This is a genomic window from Microbacterium sp. Cr-K20 (assembly GCF_000708325.1).
Lineage (GTDB): Bacteria > Actinomycetota > Actinomycetes > Actinomycetales > Microbacteriaceae > Microbacterium.
Genome location: NZ_JARE01000004.1, coordinates 144,019 through 158,390, shown reverse-complemented (window position 1 = coordinate 158,390; position 14,372 = coordinate 144,019). Strand labels below are relative to the sequence as shown.

The 14,372-nt window shown below is 68.0% G+C and carries 15 protein-coding genes; 2 read left to right on the top strand and 13 right to left on the bottom strand.

The features are described from left to right. Positions 1 to 3: 3 nt before the first annotated feature. The 7 genes from GZ67_RS0101225 to GZ67_RS0101195 form a co-directional block, all read right to left on the bottom strand. A complete protein-coding gene (locus GZ67_RS0101225; protein ID WP_029261014.1) occupies positions 4 to 1,398 on the bottom strand; it encodes a multidrug effflux MFS transporter in 1,395 nt (464 codons plus the stop codon). Between the two features lie 106 nt (positions 1,399 to 1,504). After that, positions 1,505 to 2,659 (bottom strand): cystathionine gamma-synthase, encoded by a 1,155-nt coding sequence (locus tag GZ67_RS0101220; protein WP_029261013.1) that lies wholly within the window; start codon positions 2,657 to 2,659, stop codon positions 1,505 to 1,507. 104 nt (positions 2,660 to 2,763) lie between these two features. Next, entirely contained in the window at positions 2,764 to 2,943 is a 180-nt protein-coding gene (locus tag GZ67_RS19505; protein WP_036302881.1) for a hypothetical protein, read from the bottom strand. Positions 2,944 to 3,004: 61 nt separating this feature from the next. Beyond that, the gene (locus GZ67_RS0101210; protein ID WP_029261012.1) at positions 3,005 to 4,381 is read right to left on the bottom strand and encodes a cystathionine beta-synthase; all 1,377 of its coding nucleotides are present in this window, start codon (positions 4,379 to 4,381) and stop codon (positions 3,005 to 3,007) included. Positions 4,382 to 4,478: 97 nt separating this feature from the next. Then, positions 4,479 to 5,438: a carbohydrate ABC transporter permease gene (locus GZ67_RS0101205; RefSeq protein WP_029261011.1), complete on the bottom strand. Its 960-nt coding sequence runs from the start codon at positions 5,436 to 5,438 to the stop codon at positions 4,479 to 4,481. Then, positions 5,435 to 6,574, bottom strand: coding sequence for a carbohydrate ABC transporter permease (locus tag GZ67_RS0101200; protein WP_029261010.1), 1,140 nt, complete (start codon positions 6,572 to 6,574; stop codon positions 5,435 to 5,437). Before GZ67_RS0101200 ends, GZ67_RS0101205 begins: the two co-directional genes overlap by 4 nt. Positions 6,575 to 6,677: 103 nt before the next feature. After that, on the bottom strand, positions 6,678 to 7,994 hold the full coding sequence (locus GZ67_RS0101195) for an ABC transporter substrate-binding protein (RefSeq protein ID WP_029261009.1): 1,317 nt from the start codon (positions 7,992 to 7,994) through the stop codon (positions 6,678 to 6,680). A 287-nt stretch (positions 7,995 to 8,281) separates the two neighbouring features. On the opposite strand from GZ67_RS0101195, the gene GZ67_RS0101190 reads away from it, so the two are divergent. After that, positions 8,282 to 9,286, top strand: coding sequence for a LacI family DNA-binding transcriptional regulator (locus GZ67_RS0101190; protein WP_029261008.1), 1,005 nt, complete (start codon positions 8,282 to 8,284; stop codon positions 9,284 to 9,286). Between the two features lie 80 nt (positions 9,287 to 9,366). Here GZ67_RS0101190 and rplL read toward each other — a convergent pair whose 3' ends face one another. The 3 genes from rplL to GZ67_RS0101175 all read right to left on the bottom strand — a co-directional run bounded on the left by rplL (position 9,367) and on the right by GZ67_RS0101175 (position 11,488). Continuing rightward, entirely contained in the window at positions 9,367 to 9,750 is a 384-nt protein-coding gene (rplL, locus tag GZ67_RS0101185) for a 50S ribosomal protein L7/L12 (RefSeq protein ID WP_029261007.1), read from the bottom strand. Between the two features lie 48 nt (positions 9,751 to 9,798). Then, positions 9,799 to 10,287 (bottom strand): 50S ribosomal protein L10, encoded by a 489-nt coding sequence (gene rplJ, locus GZ67_RS0101180; protein ID WP_029261006.1) that lies wholly within the window; start codon positions 10,285 to 10,287, stop codon positions 9,799 to 9,801. Between the two features lie 361 nt (positions 10,288 to 10,648). Beyond that, positions 10,649 to 11,488, bottom strand: coding sequence for a hypothetical protein (locus tag GZ67_RS0101175; RefSeq protein WP_136025907.1), 840 nt, complete (start codon positions 11,486 to 11,488; stop codon positions 10,649 to 10,651). 401 nt (positions 11,489 to 11,889) lie between these two features. Between GZ67_RS0101175 and GZ67_RS0101170 the strand changes: the two genes are divergently transcribed. After that, positions 11,890 to 12,573 carry a YqaJ viral recombinase family protein gene (locus tag GZ67_RS0101170; protein ID WP_029261004.1) on the top strand — a complete coding sequence of 228 codons (684 nt, stop codon included), beginning with the start codon at positions 11,890 to 11,892 and terminating at the stop codon, positions 12,571 to 12,573. Between the two features lie 15 nt (positions 12,574 to 12,588). On the opposite strand, the gene GZ67_RS0101165 is transcribed toward GZ67_RS0101170, so the two are convergent. Genes GZ67_RS0101165 through GZ67_RS0101155 form a run of 3 tightly spaced genes read right to left on the bottom strand, consistent with a single transcriptional unit; the run spans position 12,589 to position 14,371 of the window. Beyond that, on the bottom strand, positions 12,589 to 13,131 hold the full coding sequence (locus GZ67_RS0101165) for a hypothetical protein (RefSeq protein WP_029261003.1): 543 nt from the start codon (positions 13,129 to 13,131) through the stop codon (positions 12,589 to 12,591). Then, the gene (locus GZ67_RS19500) at positions 13,128 to 13,769 is read right to left on the bottom strand and encodes a hypothetical protein (protein WP_036302877.1); all 642 of its coding nucleotides are present in this window, start codon (positions 13,767 to 13,769) and stop codon (positions 13,128 to 13,130) included. The genes GZ67_RS0101165 and GZ67_RS19500 overlap by 4 nt, the downstream gene beginning before the upstream one ends. Continuing rightward, complete coding sequence (locus GZ67_RS0101155) at positions 13,766 to 14,371, bottom strand: signal peptidase I (RefSeq protein ID WP_051662245.1); 606 nt, start codon at positions 14,369 to 14,371, stop codon at positions 13,766 to 13,768. Before GZ67_RS0101155 ends, GZ67_RS19500 begins: the two co-directional genes overlap by 4 nt. Between the last annotated feature and the right edge of the window lies 1 nt (position 14,372).

Sequence of the window (14,372 nt, the reverse complement as noted above, 5' to 3'; positions counted from 1 at the left end):
CGATCAGGGATTGAGCATCCCGACGGTCCGCGGACGCACGACGAACCAGAGCGAGAGGATGCCGATGGCGGCGCAGCCGACCATGACCGAGGCCATGGTGGTCGCGGTGATCCCGGCGTCGTGGGAGAGCCATCCGACGACCGGTGAGATGAGCCCGGCGACACCGAAGTTCGTCGCGCCGATGATGGAGGCCGCGGTGCCGGCCGCCTTCCCGTGGCGGTCCAACGCCAGCACCTGCACGTTGGGGAACGTGAAACCGCAGGCGGTCATGAACACGAAGAGCGGGATGACCGTTCCCCAGAGCCCGAGACCGAGCTGATCTGTGACGATGATCGCGACGCCGGCGAGCAGCAGCACGGCGGTGGAGTAGGCCATGACCCACTGCGGTCCGAACCGGGCGGCGAGACGAGACGCGGTCTGGACGCCCGCGACGACGCCGAGCGAGTTCACGGCGAAGAGCAGGCCGTATTGCTGCGCATCGAGTCCGTGCGTGACCTGGAACAGGAACGGCGAAGCCGAGAGGTAGGAGAACAGCCCCGAGAAGGTCATGCCACCGATCACCAGCACACCGAGGAAGACCCGATCCGAGAGCACCGAGCGATAGCGCTGCAGCATCGTCGCGCCACCGCGATCCTGTCGGCGGGCGACGGGCAGCGTCTCCGGGATGAACAGGATCGCCGAGGCCAGCATCACGATGCCGTAGGCGGCGAGGACGACGAAGATCCCCCGCCAGGGCATGAGAGTCAGCAGCCAGGAGCCGATGAGCGGCGCGATGACCGGGGCAACACCCGACACCAGCGCGAGACGCGAGAGCATGACGACCAGGCGGCGGCCGCCGAACAGGTCGCGCACGATGGCCATGGCCACGACGCCACCGGCCGCAGCCCCCACACCCATGAGGACGCGCGCCGCACTGAGCAGGCCGAGGTCAGGGGCGAACGCCGCTCCGACGCTGGCCAGAACGTGCAGGGCGGTGACGGCGATCAGCGGCACCCGGCGGCCGACCTTGTCGCTGAGCGGACCGACGACGAGCTGCCCGAGGGCGAAGCCGATCATCGTGCCGGTGAGGGTCAGCTGGATCGCCGCAGCCGTGGTCTGGAAGTCTTCCTCCAGCACCGGGAAGGCGGGGAGGTAGAGGTCGATCGTGAACGGCCCGAGCGCCGTGAGCGCGCCGAGCAGGATGATGTACAGCGTCCGGCGACCGAGGGAGATCGCATCCCCGGGGTGCAGCATGATGGGCGCCGTCGCCGGGTTCGCGCCGAGGGTGCGGATGGCGCCGGTGGCGGTGGAGGTGCGGATGCTGCCGGTGGCGGTGCGCTCGGGCTCTGCGGCCGGAACGGCGTCCGACCCGTCGGGTCGCGCGGTGGGGATGGAGTCAGTGCGGGGAGCGTCGGACACGACGTCCTTCCAGTGTTCGGGGTGCGTGGTCGAATCGATTCGCCAGGGGAAGAACCCATGCTACCGCCGACCCGACCCCACCCCCGCGATGGCTCCGGGCGGGAGGTCAGCGCGCGATGCGCTCCAGACCCTGCTCGAGGTCGGCGAGCAGGTCGCCGATGTCCTCGATCCCGACCGAGAGTCGCACGACGTTCTCGGGGACGGCGAGCTCGGTGCCGCGCACCGACGCGTGCGTCATGTCCGGCGGGTACCCGATGAGGGATTCCACGCCGCCCAGCGACTCGGCCAGCTGGAACAGCGAGGTGCTCTCGGCAAATGCCCGTGCGGCATCGGCACCCGCGGCGAGTCCGAGCGAGAGCATCCCACCGAAGGCGCTCATCTGCGAGGCGGCGATCTCGTGACCGGGGTGTGCCGCGAGTCCGGGGTAGTACACCTGCGCGAACTCGGGGCGCGCCGCCGCCCACTCCGCGATCGCCTGCGCGTTCTCGGAGTGCTGGCGCATCCGCAGCGCCAGCGTCTTGATGCCCCGCGTGGTGAGCCAGGCGTCCAGGGGCGCGGATACCGCACCGACCGCGAACTGCTGGAACTTCACCTGATCGAAGAAGCGGTCGTCGCTGAACACGACGGCGCCCCCGAGCACGTCCGAGTGGCCGCCGAGGTACTTCGTCGTGGAGTGCACGACCAGGTCGGCCCCGAGCGCGAGCGGCTGCTGGAGCGCGGGCGAGGCGAAGGTGTTGTCCACGACCACGATCGCACCGGACTCGTGTGCGACCTCGGCGATCAGGGCGATGTCGACGATCTTCAGCAGCGGGTTGCTCGGCGTCTCGAGCCACACGATCTTCGTCTCGGGGCGGATCGCGGCGCGGAGCACATCCACATCCGAGAGCTCGACCGTCGTCGTGTCGATTCCCCACGGCGAGAGCACCTTGGTGAGCAGTCGGTACGTGCCGCCGTACACGTCGTTGCCGAGCAGCACGTGATCGCCCGGCTTCAGGATGCCGCGCAGCAGAGCGTCTTCGGCGGCAAGACCCGAGGCGAAGGAGAGTGCGCTCGCGCCGCCTTCGAGCGCGGCCAGCTGCGTCTCGAGCGACGACCGCGTGGGGTTGCCGGCACGGTTGTATTCGTAGCCCTCGCGGAAACCGCCGATGCCGTCCTGCACGTGCGTGGAGGACTGGTAGATCGGCGGGATGATCGCCCCCGTCGTCGGGTCGGGAGCTTGTCCTGCATGGATGGCGCGAGTGGCGAAGGCGTGGTCGGACATGCCCTCAGCCTACGACCGCCCCCGCAGCGGAGGCCCTCCCGTTACGCCCGGGGTCAGGCGACGGAAAGAGAGCAGCCGCGAACGTCAGTCGCGGCTGGCGTCCGTCACGGCTGCTCGCGCGGCTTCTTGTTTCGCAGGTTGCTGATGCCGACGCCGAGCGCGAGAAGACTGACCAGGCCGAGGCCGACGCCGAGGCCGTTCCAGAAAGAGCTGTCCACCCACCGCGTCACGATAAAAACGAGCAGGAACAGCGAGCCGATGAACAGGTACCAGTCGATCTTCACAAAGACGACACTACCTGCGGTGCACCACGAGCGGTGCCGCAGCGGCGAGAGTGGTCGACGCTCAGCGGGAGAGGTACCCGAGCAGATCCTGTCGCGTCAGCACCGTGTGCGGCTTGCCGTCTTCCGTGACCAGCAGGGCATCGGCGTCGGCGAGCGCCGTCTTCGCCTGGGCGACGGAGGCGTGGATGCCGATGAGCGGGAGCCGCTCCCCCACGTGCGCTCCGACGGCATCGGTCGCACTCGCCTCGCCGCGGAACAGCAGGTCGAGCAGCCCCTTCTCGTCGACAGTGCCGACGACCTCGCCCATCATGACGGGCGGTTCGGCGCTGAGGACGACCAGCTGCGAGACGTCGTAGTGCGTCATCATCCCGATGGCCTCGAGAACCGTGTCGGTCGGATGCGCGTGCACGAGGTTGGGGATCCGCTCCCCCTGGCGCGACGGCCGCGCGGCGAGCACGTCGGCGATGGTCTCGCCCTCCTCCACATCGCTGAACCCGTAGGAGCGCATCCATCCGTCGTTGAAGATCTTGCCGAGGTAGCCGCGGCCGCCGTCAGGGAGGAGCACGACCATCACGGCATCCGCAGGCAGATCCCGTGCCACCCTCAGCGCGCCGACGACGGCCATGCCGCTCGATCCGCCGACGAGGATGCCCTCCTCGCGGGCGAGCCGTCTCGTCATCGCGAACGAGTCCGCGTCGCCCACCGCCACGATCTCGTGCGGGACGGTCGGATCGTAGGCACCGGGCCAGATGTCCTCCCCGACGCCTTCGACGAGGTAGGGACGACCGGTGCCGCCGCTGTAGACGCTGCCCTCCGGGTCGACGCCGACGATGCGCACCTGCCCCTCCGACACCTCGCGGAGGTAGCGCCCGGTCCCCGTGATCGTGCCGCCCGTGCCGACGCCGGCCACGAAGTGCGTGACCTGCCCCTCGGTGTCGCGCCAGATCTCCGGCCCTGTGGTCTCGTAGTGGCTGCGCGGACCGTTGGGGTTCTCGTACTGGTTCGGCTTGAACGCGCCGGGGATCTCACGGGCGAGTCGGTCGCTGACGCTGTAGTACGACTCCGGGCTTTCCGGCGCGACCGACGTGGGCGTCACCACGACCTCCGCGCCGTAGGCCCGCAGCACGTCGATCTTGTCGTCGCCCACCTTGTCGGGCAGCACGAACACGCACTTGTAGCCGCGCTGCTGGGCGACGAGTGCCAGGCCCACTCCGGTGTTGCCGCTGGTGGGTTCGACGATCGTGCCGCCGGGCTTCAGGTCGCCGGAGGCCTCGGCGGCATCGATGATGCGCGCGGCGATGCGATCCTTCGACGACCCGCCCGGGTTCAGGTACTCGAGCTTCACGAGCACCGTGCACGCGACGCCCTCGGTGACGTGAGTGAGCTTCACGAGGGGCGTGTCGCCGACGAGGTCGACGATCGAGTCTGCGTACTTCATGACTTCAGGGTAGACGCGCGGATGCCGCGGGCGGGGCTGTGTTTCGCCCACCCGCGGCATCCGTTCTCACGAAAGGCCCCCTGTGTCTTCCGAAGCGTCAGCCCTTCGTCGACCCCGCCAGCAGGCCGCGTACGAAGTACCGCTGCAGCGCGAAGAACACGATGAGCGGGACGATGATCGAGACGAACGCACCCGCAGTGAGCAGGTACCAGCCCTCACCACGTCCGGTGATCTCGGCGAGCACCTTCGTGATCGGAGAGGCGGCGCCGTCGGCGAACACGAGGGCCACGAGCAGATCGTTCCAGACCCACAGGAACTGGAAGATCGCCACCGACGCGATCGCCGGCATCGTGAGCGGAAGCACCACGCGGAAGAAGATCTGTCCGCGCGATGCGCCGTCGACGCGCGCGGCCTCGATGATCTCGCCGGGGATCTCCGACATGAAGTTGTGCAGCAGGTAGATAGCGAGCGGCAGCGCGAACATCGTGTGGGCGATCCACACCTGCGCATAGCCGCCGGCAACGTCGAGGCCCTCCGTCACCTGCACACCGAACAGGTTGATCCCTCGGGAGAACGATGACAGGAGAGGCACCAGAGCCATCTGGATCGGCACGATCTGCAGCGCGAACACGAAGATGAACAGCGCGTTGCGACCCTTGAACTCGATCCACGAGAACGCATACGCCGCCATCGCCGCGATCATCAGCGGGATGAGCGTCGCCGGGATCGTGATCACGATCGAGTTGAAGAAGGACTCCAGGATCGTCAGCTGCGTGGTGCCGGACTGCAGCACCGCCGCGTAGTTGTCGAGCGTCAGCCGGGGGTCGGTGAACACGGTCCACCAGCCGGTCGTCTCGATCGCTTCCCGGTCGCGGAACGACGAGATGAAGAGGCCGAGCGTCGGAACGGTCCAGATGACGGCAATGATGATCGCGGCGACACTCGCCCAGGGCCGGCTGAGACGCTTGCGGGTGCGACCGGCCGAAGCCTCGAACCGGCCCGCGGTCGTGATGGCCCGCGTGCTGTCGTCGGCGTCTGTCTTCACGGTGTCGGTCATCGGATCTCCCGCTGCTTCTTGATCTGGCGTGCGTTGTAGATGACGATCGGCAGCACCAGGATGAACAGGATGACGGAGAGCGCAGCGCTGCGACCCGCCTCGAACTTCGAGAACTGGGTGTACATCTCATTCGCCAGCACCGACGTGCCGTAGTTTCCACCGGTCATCGTGCGAACGATGTCGAACACCTTCAGGGAGGCGATCGAGATCGTGGTCAGCACGACGATGAGCGCCGGACGGATCGACGGGATCGTCACCGACTTGAAACGCTCCCAGGCGTTGGCGCCGTCGAGCTCCGCCGCTTCCAGCAGCTCGGCCGGCACGCCCTTGATGGACGCCGAGAGCACGACCATCGCGAAACCGGTCTGCACCCAGATCAGCACCACGATGAGCGCCAGGTTGTTCCACGGACTGTTCAGCAGGAACTGCTGCGGCTCACCGCCGAACCAGACCAGGATCTGGTTGAGCAGACCGATCTGCTCGAACTCCGGGCCGCGGTAGGCGTACACGAAGCGCCAGATGATGCTGGCACCGACGAACGAGATCGCCATCGGCATGAACACCAGCAGCTTGTAGATCTTCTCCCCACGGGTCCGATCGATGAACACCGCGTACCCGAGGCCGATCATCGTGGAGAGCGTCGGGACGAGCAGCACCCACACGATCGTGTTGATCACCGAGGTCACGCCGTCGGACTGGGTGAAGATCCAGAGATAGTTGGAGAACCCGACGAAGTCGCTGCCCGTCGAGTTCCAGAACGACGCATAGACGGTCTGGATCGACGGCAGGATGAGGCCGGCGAGGAGCAGCAGAATCGCCGGGGCCATGAAGGCCACGAGCTGGATCAGGTAGCCCGCGCCGTCGCGGGACCGATAGTCCAGGAAGAAGAACAGTGCACCGACGGCGACCGCGACTCCCATCGCCCAGTAATAGGAGTTGAAGAACCACATCACCGCGAGCGGGATGAGCAGGCACATCGCGAGGCGGATGCCGGTGTAGAGAGCGCCCTTGCGCGGTGCGATGTCGACGAGCAGCAGGATCACCACCACGACCACCGCGAATGCGATGACCACGGCGAGCGCCTGGAGGATCGGCGGGAGTGTCCCGATCCATTGGAAGAACACAGTCGCGTTCATGGATTCCCCTTCATGAGACGGAGCTGATCAGCGGTCGGCGCGGCGATGCGTGGACCGGGTGTGAGAAGGAGGGCCGCCCCGCGGGGCGGCCCTCCTCATCCGATCAGCTGGAAGGCCAGCCGGTCTCGATCTGGGTCAGCACCTCATCGGTGGAGGTCCCGTTGACCCAGGCGACGATGCCCTTCCAGAAGGTGCCGGAGCCGACAGCACCGGGCATCTGGTCCGAACCGTCGAAGCGGAACGTCACCGAGTCGTCCTGGAGGAGCTTGATCGACTCCTGCAGGATCGGGTCCTCGACCACGTCGAGGTCGACACCCTTGTTGGCCGACGTCACGCCACCCAGGGCGAGACGGCTGTTGGCCCACTCAGGGCTGGACAGGTACTCGAGCACCTTCTGCGTCGCCTCGGAGTCGCTGAACGCGCCGACGATCTCGCCACCACCGGTGATGAGGGTCTCGTCCGGGTTCGGGCTCGGCGTCAGGAACGCCCAGACATCGCCGTCCTCGGCGAAGTTCGTGCCCTCGGGGTAGAAGCCCGACAGGAACGAGGCCTGGTGGGTCAGTCCGCACTCGCCGCTCGCGACCTTCGCGGCCACGTCACCGAACGCGGTGGAGTTGATCGAACGCACGTCACCGAAGCCGGCGTTGACGTACTCCGGGTTCAGCAGGATCTCACCGGTGGCGTCGAACGCCTCCTTGATCTGCGGATCGGTGAAGGGGATCTCGTTCTTGACCCACTGGTCATAGACGTCAGGACCCGCGTTGCGGAGCACGAGGTCTTCGATCCAGTCGGTGCCCGGCCAGCCGGTCGCGACGCCCGACTCGAAGCCGGCGCACCACGGGGCGGCGCCGCTCTTGTCCTTGATGGTCTGCGTCAGCGTCAGCAGCTCGTCCCAGCTGGTCGGCTCCTCGACACCCCACTCGGCGAACTTGGTCGGCGAGTACCAGACCCACCCCTTGACGCTCGCCATCAGCGGTGCGCCGTAGAACGTGCCGTCGTAGGTGCCGAAGTCGACCCAGCCCTGCGTCCAGTACTCCTCGGCGTTCTTCTTGACCGCCTCCGGAGCCGGCTTCAGCAGGTCACGCGACGCGTAGTCCGCGAACAGGCCGGGCTGCGGGAAGATCGCGATGTCGGGCGGGTTGCCGCCCTGTGCGCGGGTGCCGAGCTGCGTCTCGAAGTCCTGGCTGCCCTCGTATTTGATCTCGATGTCGTTCTCCTTCTCGAAATCCGCCCAGGATTCCGCGAGGAGTTCTGCTTCGCCCTCGACGATCGTGCCGTAGATCGTGACGGTGTTGTCTCCGCCGCCACCACCGCCGCCTCCGGAGGTCCCACCGGGAGCCCCGCATCCGGCGAGCGCGATGCCCGCGACCCCCAGCAGGGCGAGCGGCGCGTAACGCCGGGAACGCTGTGACAGAGCCATGTGAATTCTCCTCTTCGAGTACAGGGTCCCACCTGATGCGATGCCACCCCGCGGCACCGGTAGGGAACCGATTCCAGGCCAACCTACTGGCGATCGATATCCCGGCACAACACGGAAGGGTCACAAGCTCACAACCATTCGACTCAGATCGACGCCGTCGATGGGAGCGCTCCCTCGCGCACAGTGTGGAACCGGTTCCTTTTGAGCGCTTCGAGGACTACGCTGTCACCCGGCGCGGCGACCGCGCCGCCACCCACGCAACCGCGTGATCAGGTCGAGGAGGACCGATGAGCACGATCGCGGACGTCGCTGCGCGTGCCGGGGTGTCGAAGGCCACCGCGAGCCGTGCGCTGAGCGGGCGCGGTTATGTCTCGGAGGACACCCGTGCCCGCGTCACGGATGCGGCGCGCGAGCTCTCGTATGTCGCGCACTCCTCCGCGACGAGCCTGGCCACCGGTCGCACGCAGACGGTCGGCGTCGTGATGCCGCCCGTGGACCGCTGGTTCTTCGCCGAACTGCTGGCGGGCATCCAGGAATCTCTGTTGACGCTCGACTACGACCTCGCGCTCTACGGCGTGCCCGAGGGTTCGCAGATGCGAGATCGACTGTTCGAGAACGTGCTTCCCGGGCGACGATTCGACGGCATCATCGCCGTGGACATCCAGCCCAGCGCCCTCGAGCTCGAACGCCTGCAGCTCACCGGGCGTCCGCTGGTGAGCGTGGGGCCGTACAGCGAAGGATCCACTGCCGTCTCCATCGACGACGCCGCCGCAGCCCGCATCGCCACCGAGCATCTCATCGAACTCGGTCACACCGATATCGCCTTCGTCGGCGGCACGTCCGACGGGAAAGCACTGAGCCTCGGCGACGCCCGGCGACTCGACGGCTATCGCGGCGCGCTGCGCGCCGCGGGACTCACCGAGCACGCGCGGGTCGCGGGCGCCACTCCCACCATGCCGGGCGGCTACGCAGCGACGGCCGGTCTGCTCGGCGACCGTCGGAACCGCCCGACCGCGATCGTCGGAGTGTGCGACGAGGCGGCCATCGGCGCGATCATCGCCGCGCGTCGCCTGGGCATCGCGGTGCCTACCGAACTCAGCGTCGTCGGCATCGATGACCATCAGCACGCCGACATGTTCGCCCTGACCACGATCGGGCAATCGCCCCGCGAACAGGGACACGAGGCCGTGCGCCTCCTGATGCAGCGGATCGACAGGCCGGATGCTCCGCTCGAACATGTGGCGGCGGCATCCGCCCTCGTGGTGCGCAACTCCACCGCTCCGCCGCGCTGACCTGCGCGGAAAGCGCCGGAGACGCACGAAGGCCCCGGGCGAACCCGGGGCCTTCGATCAGAAACGCGTGAGCGTCGCGATTACTTGAGGGTAACCGTGGCGCCTGCCTCTTCGAGAGCAGCCTTGGCCTTCTCGGCGGTCTCCTTGTTGGCGCCCTCAAGGACAGCCTTCGGGGCACCGTCGACGACAGCCTTGGCCTCGCCGAGACCCAGCGAGGTGAGCTCGCGGACGGTCTTGATGACCTGGATCTTCTTGTCGCCAGCAGCCTCGAGGATGACGTCGAAGGAGTCCTTCTCTTCCTCAGCCTCAGCGGCGCCTGCGCCACCCGCAGCACCGGCAACGGCGACGGGAGCAGCAGCGGTGACCTCGAACTTCTCCTCGAACGCCTTGACGAAGTCGTTGAGCTCGACGAGGGTCAGGCCGGCGAACTGCTCGAGCAGCTCCTCAGTGGTGAGCTTAGCCATGATGTATCTCCTAGATAGATGGGGTTTGTAGACGAGATCGCAGGTCGCTTACGCGGCCTCTGCGGTCTCCAGCTTTTCGCGAAGAGCATCGATGGTGGCGGCAGCCTTGCCCATCGTCGCCTTCATCATGCCCGCAGCCTTCGCCAGCAGAACCTCACGGCTCTCGAGCGCGGCGTACTTGTTGACCTCGTCCGCGGTGAGGGCGTTGCCCTCGAAGATGCCGGACTTGATCACGAGAAGCGGGTTGGCCTTGGCGAAGTCACGCAGAGCCTTGGCGGTGGCGACGAAGTCACCGTGCACGAACGCGACAGCCGACGGACCCTTGAGGTCGTCGTCCAGCGCGGAGATGCCAGCCTTGTTGGCGGCGATCTTGGTCAGCGTGTTCTTCACCACGGCGTACTCAGCGTCCTGACGGATGCTGTTGCGCAGCTCCTTGAGCTGGGCAACCGTCAGACCGCGGTACTCGGTCAGCAGGACGGCGTTCGAGTTCTCGAATGACTTCGTGAGCTCGGCGACCGATGCATCCTTCTGCGCCATGGTCACTCCTTGGTGTGTACGAGGCGCCGCACGGTGGTGGGGCGCCGACCTGGACCACCTGCACAGAAAAAAGCTCCGGCGCAAGCGCACGGAGCTTTGAGAAGTTCGTGTCCTGCGCGGGCCCCTGCTGTGCAGAGCTTCGATCCTGCGTGATTGCTCACGCCTGATGACCAGCGGTCTTCGGTTGCCACAACTCTACCTCACCCGCTCCTCTCCCCCAAATCCCCCTCCCCCTCCCCTCCCCCTCCTCTCCTCTTCGCCGAGTGCACGGGTTGTTGACGAATGCACGGGTTGTTGCCGTGAATACGCGGTGCGCTCGGCGGCGGGCCGCACAGTCGGCGTCTCGATGGGGCGGCGAGGGTCAGGGCGGAGTGATGTGGAAGGTGGCGAGGCGCGCGGCGAGGGCCGCGGGCGACCCGATGTGCTCCGACCCCCATCGGGCGAAACGCCACTGCGTGCGACCCCGGATCCAGTCCTCGCGCTGCTTCTCCGCGAGCAGGACCTGCTCGAGCGTGCGCCCCGAGCGCAGAGCCTCGTCGAGGTATTTCGTCTTGCCGTCGAACTCACCGAAACTGCGGACATCGGCGAGCCCGAAGTCGACGAAGTAGCGAGTGCCGCCGGGCCCGTCCACCGGCACCTGCAGGTCCGGGGCGGCAAAGCCGAGTCTGTGCAGATGCAACCGGCTCACACTCTCACCGGGAAGCTGCGCCCGCCCGTCGGCGAAGTCCGCGACCCACCGCGCCTGGCGGATCCCCCGCGCTCCCCCGGCAGCGGTCAACCTGGCCGCAAGTTCACGACGCCAAGAGAGGACGGCATCCATGTCCCACTCCCACTGCCGCTCCGCCATCTGCCGCTCCGCAGCGTCCGCCAGTGCCACGGCCGCGGGCGGCGTCAATGCGCGGATGAGATCGAACACCGTACGCGACAAGGTGGTGCACCGGATGCCGCTGCGCACTGTGACGTCGGAGATCGGGAGCGGCGCGACATGACGGAACACGTCCGGCGCACTCGAGATCCTCCGCGGCGACGGAGTGGTCATATGGACACGGGCGAGGCGCATCGCGTACAGCGGCAGTCCCCACAGCACGGCCGCCGACGCATGGGACATGACCGCGGAACCGCTCGCATCTCGGGCCACAGCGATGACGTGCGCGTGGTGCCGCTGTTCCGGCCGCAGAGACTCCCGATCGGCGGTGTCCATGAACCACCCTCGCCGGATACTGAACAGCACTCCGCTCTGCAGCGCGGCGGCGATCCTCCGATCCGTCCACCCGTTCAGAAAGAGATCTGCCCGCGATCGGACGAGCTGGGTGAGAGCACGCGCAGTTGTCGTCGGCATGCCTCATAGTTCCGCCGTCCCCCTTCCCGGCATCCCTCCTCCCCACCCCTCTCCCCTCTTCTTGCTGCCGCGGCTCGTTGTGCAGGACGGGTGCTGCGCCGCGAGTGCACCGGATGCTGCCGAGCGCACGGGCTACACGCGCGAACGGGCCGTGCGCTCGGCATCAAGCCGTGCACTCGGCGGAAGGGGAGGGCCGGGGATGCGGAGGCGGGAGGGCGGCGTGTGTGCGAGGGAGGGTCGGCGGGCGGGGTTAGGGTCGAAGGGTGACCCCCGAACTCGCCGCCCGCATCGTCGCGGATTCTCGCGACCGCGTGGCGTGGATGCGCGCACGCTCCCGGGGGATCACCGCCACCGACGTCGCCGGACTCACCTCCGAGAAGTCGATCGCTCGCGCGGCGGACTCCAAGCTCGGCGGAGGCCCCCGCTTCGGCGGCAACGCCTACACCGATCACGGCCGGCGGCGGGAGCCCGAGATCGCGGCGTGGGTGGCAGCGACCCACGGCATCCTCCCGTCTTCCGCCCTGTTCCGCGCCGAGGTCGAGCACCGGCACCTGGCCACGCCCGACGGCATCGCGGTCGACGCCGAGGGGCGAGTGAAGCTCGCCGAGATCAAGACGACCAACAAGGCGTTCCGCGGCATCCCGCGCACCTACCTCCGCCAGATCTGGTGGCAGCAGCACGTCCTCGGCGCCGAGCGGACACTGTTCGTCTGGGAGGAGCACGTCGACTTCTCCCCGATCCACGACGAGCCGCGCTGTGTATGGATCGACCGCGACGACCGCGAGATCGCCAAGCTGGTCGGCCTCGCCACCGACCTCATCGACGAGCTCTACCGACGCACCACCGGCCGGCAGGTCCCGAGCCTCACTCCGGAGGATGCCGCAGCCAGCCGCCGCGAGCAGCTCCGCGAACGCGACGCGTTCCGTGCACTGGCACTGGCCGACTGACCTCTCGGCTTCGACCTAGTAGCTGGCTGCGGTGCCCATCGTGCACTGCGGGTTCGCGCCGAGCAATCCCATGGTCGCGTTCGCCACGAGCCAGTCGGACTTCCACCCGCCCGGCCCGGTGAAGCGGATGCCGAAGGTCTTCGTCGCCCCCAGAAGCCCCGTGAGCAGGCCCCCGTCGATGACGGTGACGTAGGCAGCCGCGGATCCCGTCGTCTGGACGTTCCCGAGGAGGTTGCTCAGGATCGGCTCGAGGAGGCCCTGATTGACGATCTGCCCGAACTCGGCTTTCGTCAGGTCGTACCCCGTCGCGGCGGCCGGTGCCCGCCAGGAGATGGTCACCTTCGGGTTGGCGCCCAGCAGTCCACTGCTCGCCACGCAGCCGGGAGATGCGGAGGCGATGGGTTCCGGGACGTTGATCGAGGTTCCGGTCGCGGTCGCCCGCTCCACATCCGTCCACGCCGCCTCGGTCGACGGGACGGTCGGGGCGAGGCCGACCCCGATCAGCAGCGAGATTCCGAGCACGGCGCCCGCCGACCGCAGACGCTTCTCGGGACTCATCGGACACCGCCGGGTTCACGCGGCTCGACACCGATCGACACGGCACGACGACGAGCGACGAGCAGGACACCGACGACGACCAGCGCCGATGCACCGGCGAGCACCCACGGCGGCAGCGGCGTCGGGCCGGTCGCTGCCAGGCCTCCACCGGGACCGACGATCACGTCTTCACCGATGCCGCTGGCATGGAGGCGGAGAGTCGTCGAGCCCGCCGCCTCTTCGCCGAGCCCGATGGAGAGCCGGACGTGCGCGACGTCGGTGTCGGCGACCTCGCCGAGCCGCACCTCGCCGCCGTCGCGCGGCACCTGCCATGCCGAGCGCACGATCACGGCACCGCCGGGGCATACGCTCCCCTCCCAGGCGCGCAGACAGATGGACACGTCGAGGACCAGCGGCGCTTCGCCGGTGGCGCTCAGGGCTATCGTCACGACCCCCGGATCCGGCGCCTCTGCGCTGACGGCGACATCCCATCGCACCTGCTGCCCGGGGAGCAGCGATCCGGCGGCTTCCCAGTCCGCCACCGAGACGAGCCGCAGGATGCGCCCCTGGATGACCTCCGTCGTCGGCGACGCCCACGCAGGGGCCGCCGAGCCGAGCAGCATGAAGAGCACGACGACTCCGACGCTCAGGCGTCTCATGGGCGCCGATCCCTCCGTCTGGCCCCCGCCGCGACCAGCGCGTCCGGAGCCGCTGGACCCTCGACGTCGTCGGAGGATTCCTCCGGCGCCACGCGCTCCCTCCGCGGCCAGAACGCCCACACGACCAGCAGCGATGCACCGAGCGTGACCCCGCCGAGCACCCACGGGCTGCCGAACCAGACGATGACATTCGCGAGGGCGGGCACCGAGCCACGGACGATGCGGACGTCGGACACGGTGTACGGCGCCGGATCCTCGACGTCGTTCGCGTCACCCTTCATGGTGAGGGTGCGCATGTCGCCCGCATCCGCCGGCTCGACCCCGGTGACGCGGTGCGTGATCGGCAGGGCTGCATCCCGATCCACCGTCACGACGTCACCGACCGCGATGTCGGAAGCGGGTATCTTCTGCACGAGTGCGACGGATCCAGCAGGGATGGTCGGCGCCATCGACCCGGTCTTGAACATGATGAGCGAATAACCACCGGTGAAGGCCATGATCACGAGCACGATGCAAATCACACCGCCGATGGCTGCCAGAGTGAGCAGCACCTCGCGCACTCCGCGTCCCACTGCGCGGGCGCCGCGTGCGATGGTGGCCATG

Coding starts and splice junctions, on each gene's coding strand:
- GZ67_RS0101220 (WP_029261013.1), bottom strand. CDS start 2,659: ATGTCCGACCACGCCTTCGCCACTCGCGCCATCCATGCAGGACAAGCT.
- GZ67_RS0101210 (WP_029261012.1), bottom strand. CDS start 4,381: ATGAAGTACGCAGACTCGATCGTCGACCTCGTCGGCGACACGCCCCTC.
- GZ67_RS0101205 (WP_029261011.1), bottom strand. CDS start 5,438: ATGACCGACACCGTGAAGACAGACGCCGACGACAGCACGCGGGCCATC.
- GZ67_RS0101200 (WP_029261010.1), bottom strand. CDS start 6,574: ATGAACGCGACTGTGTTCTTCCAATGGATCGGGACACTCCCGCCGATC.
- GZ67_RS0101195 (WP_029261009.1), bottom strand. CDS start 7,994: ATGGCTCTGTCACAGCGTTCCCGGCGTTACGCGCCGCTCGCCCTGCTG.
- GZ67_RS0101190 (WP_029261008.1), top strand. CDS start 8,282: ATGAGCACGATCGCGGACGTCGCTGCGCGTGCCGGGGTGTCGAAGGCC.
- rplL (WP_029261007.1), bottom strand. CDS start 9,750: ATGGCTAAGCTCACCACTGAGGAGCTGCTCGAGCAGTTCGCCGGCCTG.
- rplJ (WP_029261006.1), bottom strand. CDS start 10,287: ATGGCGCAGAAGGATGCATCGGTCGCCGAGCTCACGAAGTCATTCGAG.
- GZ67_RS0101175 (WP_136025907.1), bottom strand. CDS start 11,488: ATGGACACCGCCGATCGGGAGTCTCTGCGGCCGGAACAGCGGCACCAC.
- GZ67_RS0101165 (WP_029261003.1), bottom strand. CDS start 13,131: ATGAGTCCCGAGAAGCGTCTGCGGTCGGCGGGCGCCGTGCTCGGAATC.
- GZ67_RS19500 (WP_036302877.1), bottom strand. CDS start 13,769: ATGAGACGCCTGAGCGTCGGAGTCGTCGTGCTCTTCATGCTGCTCGGC.
- GZ67_RS0101155 (WP_051662245.1), bottom strand. CDS start 14,371: ATGGCCACCATCGCACGCGGCGCCCGCGCAGTGGGACGCGGAGTGCGC.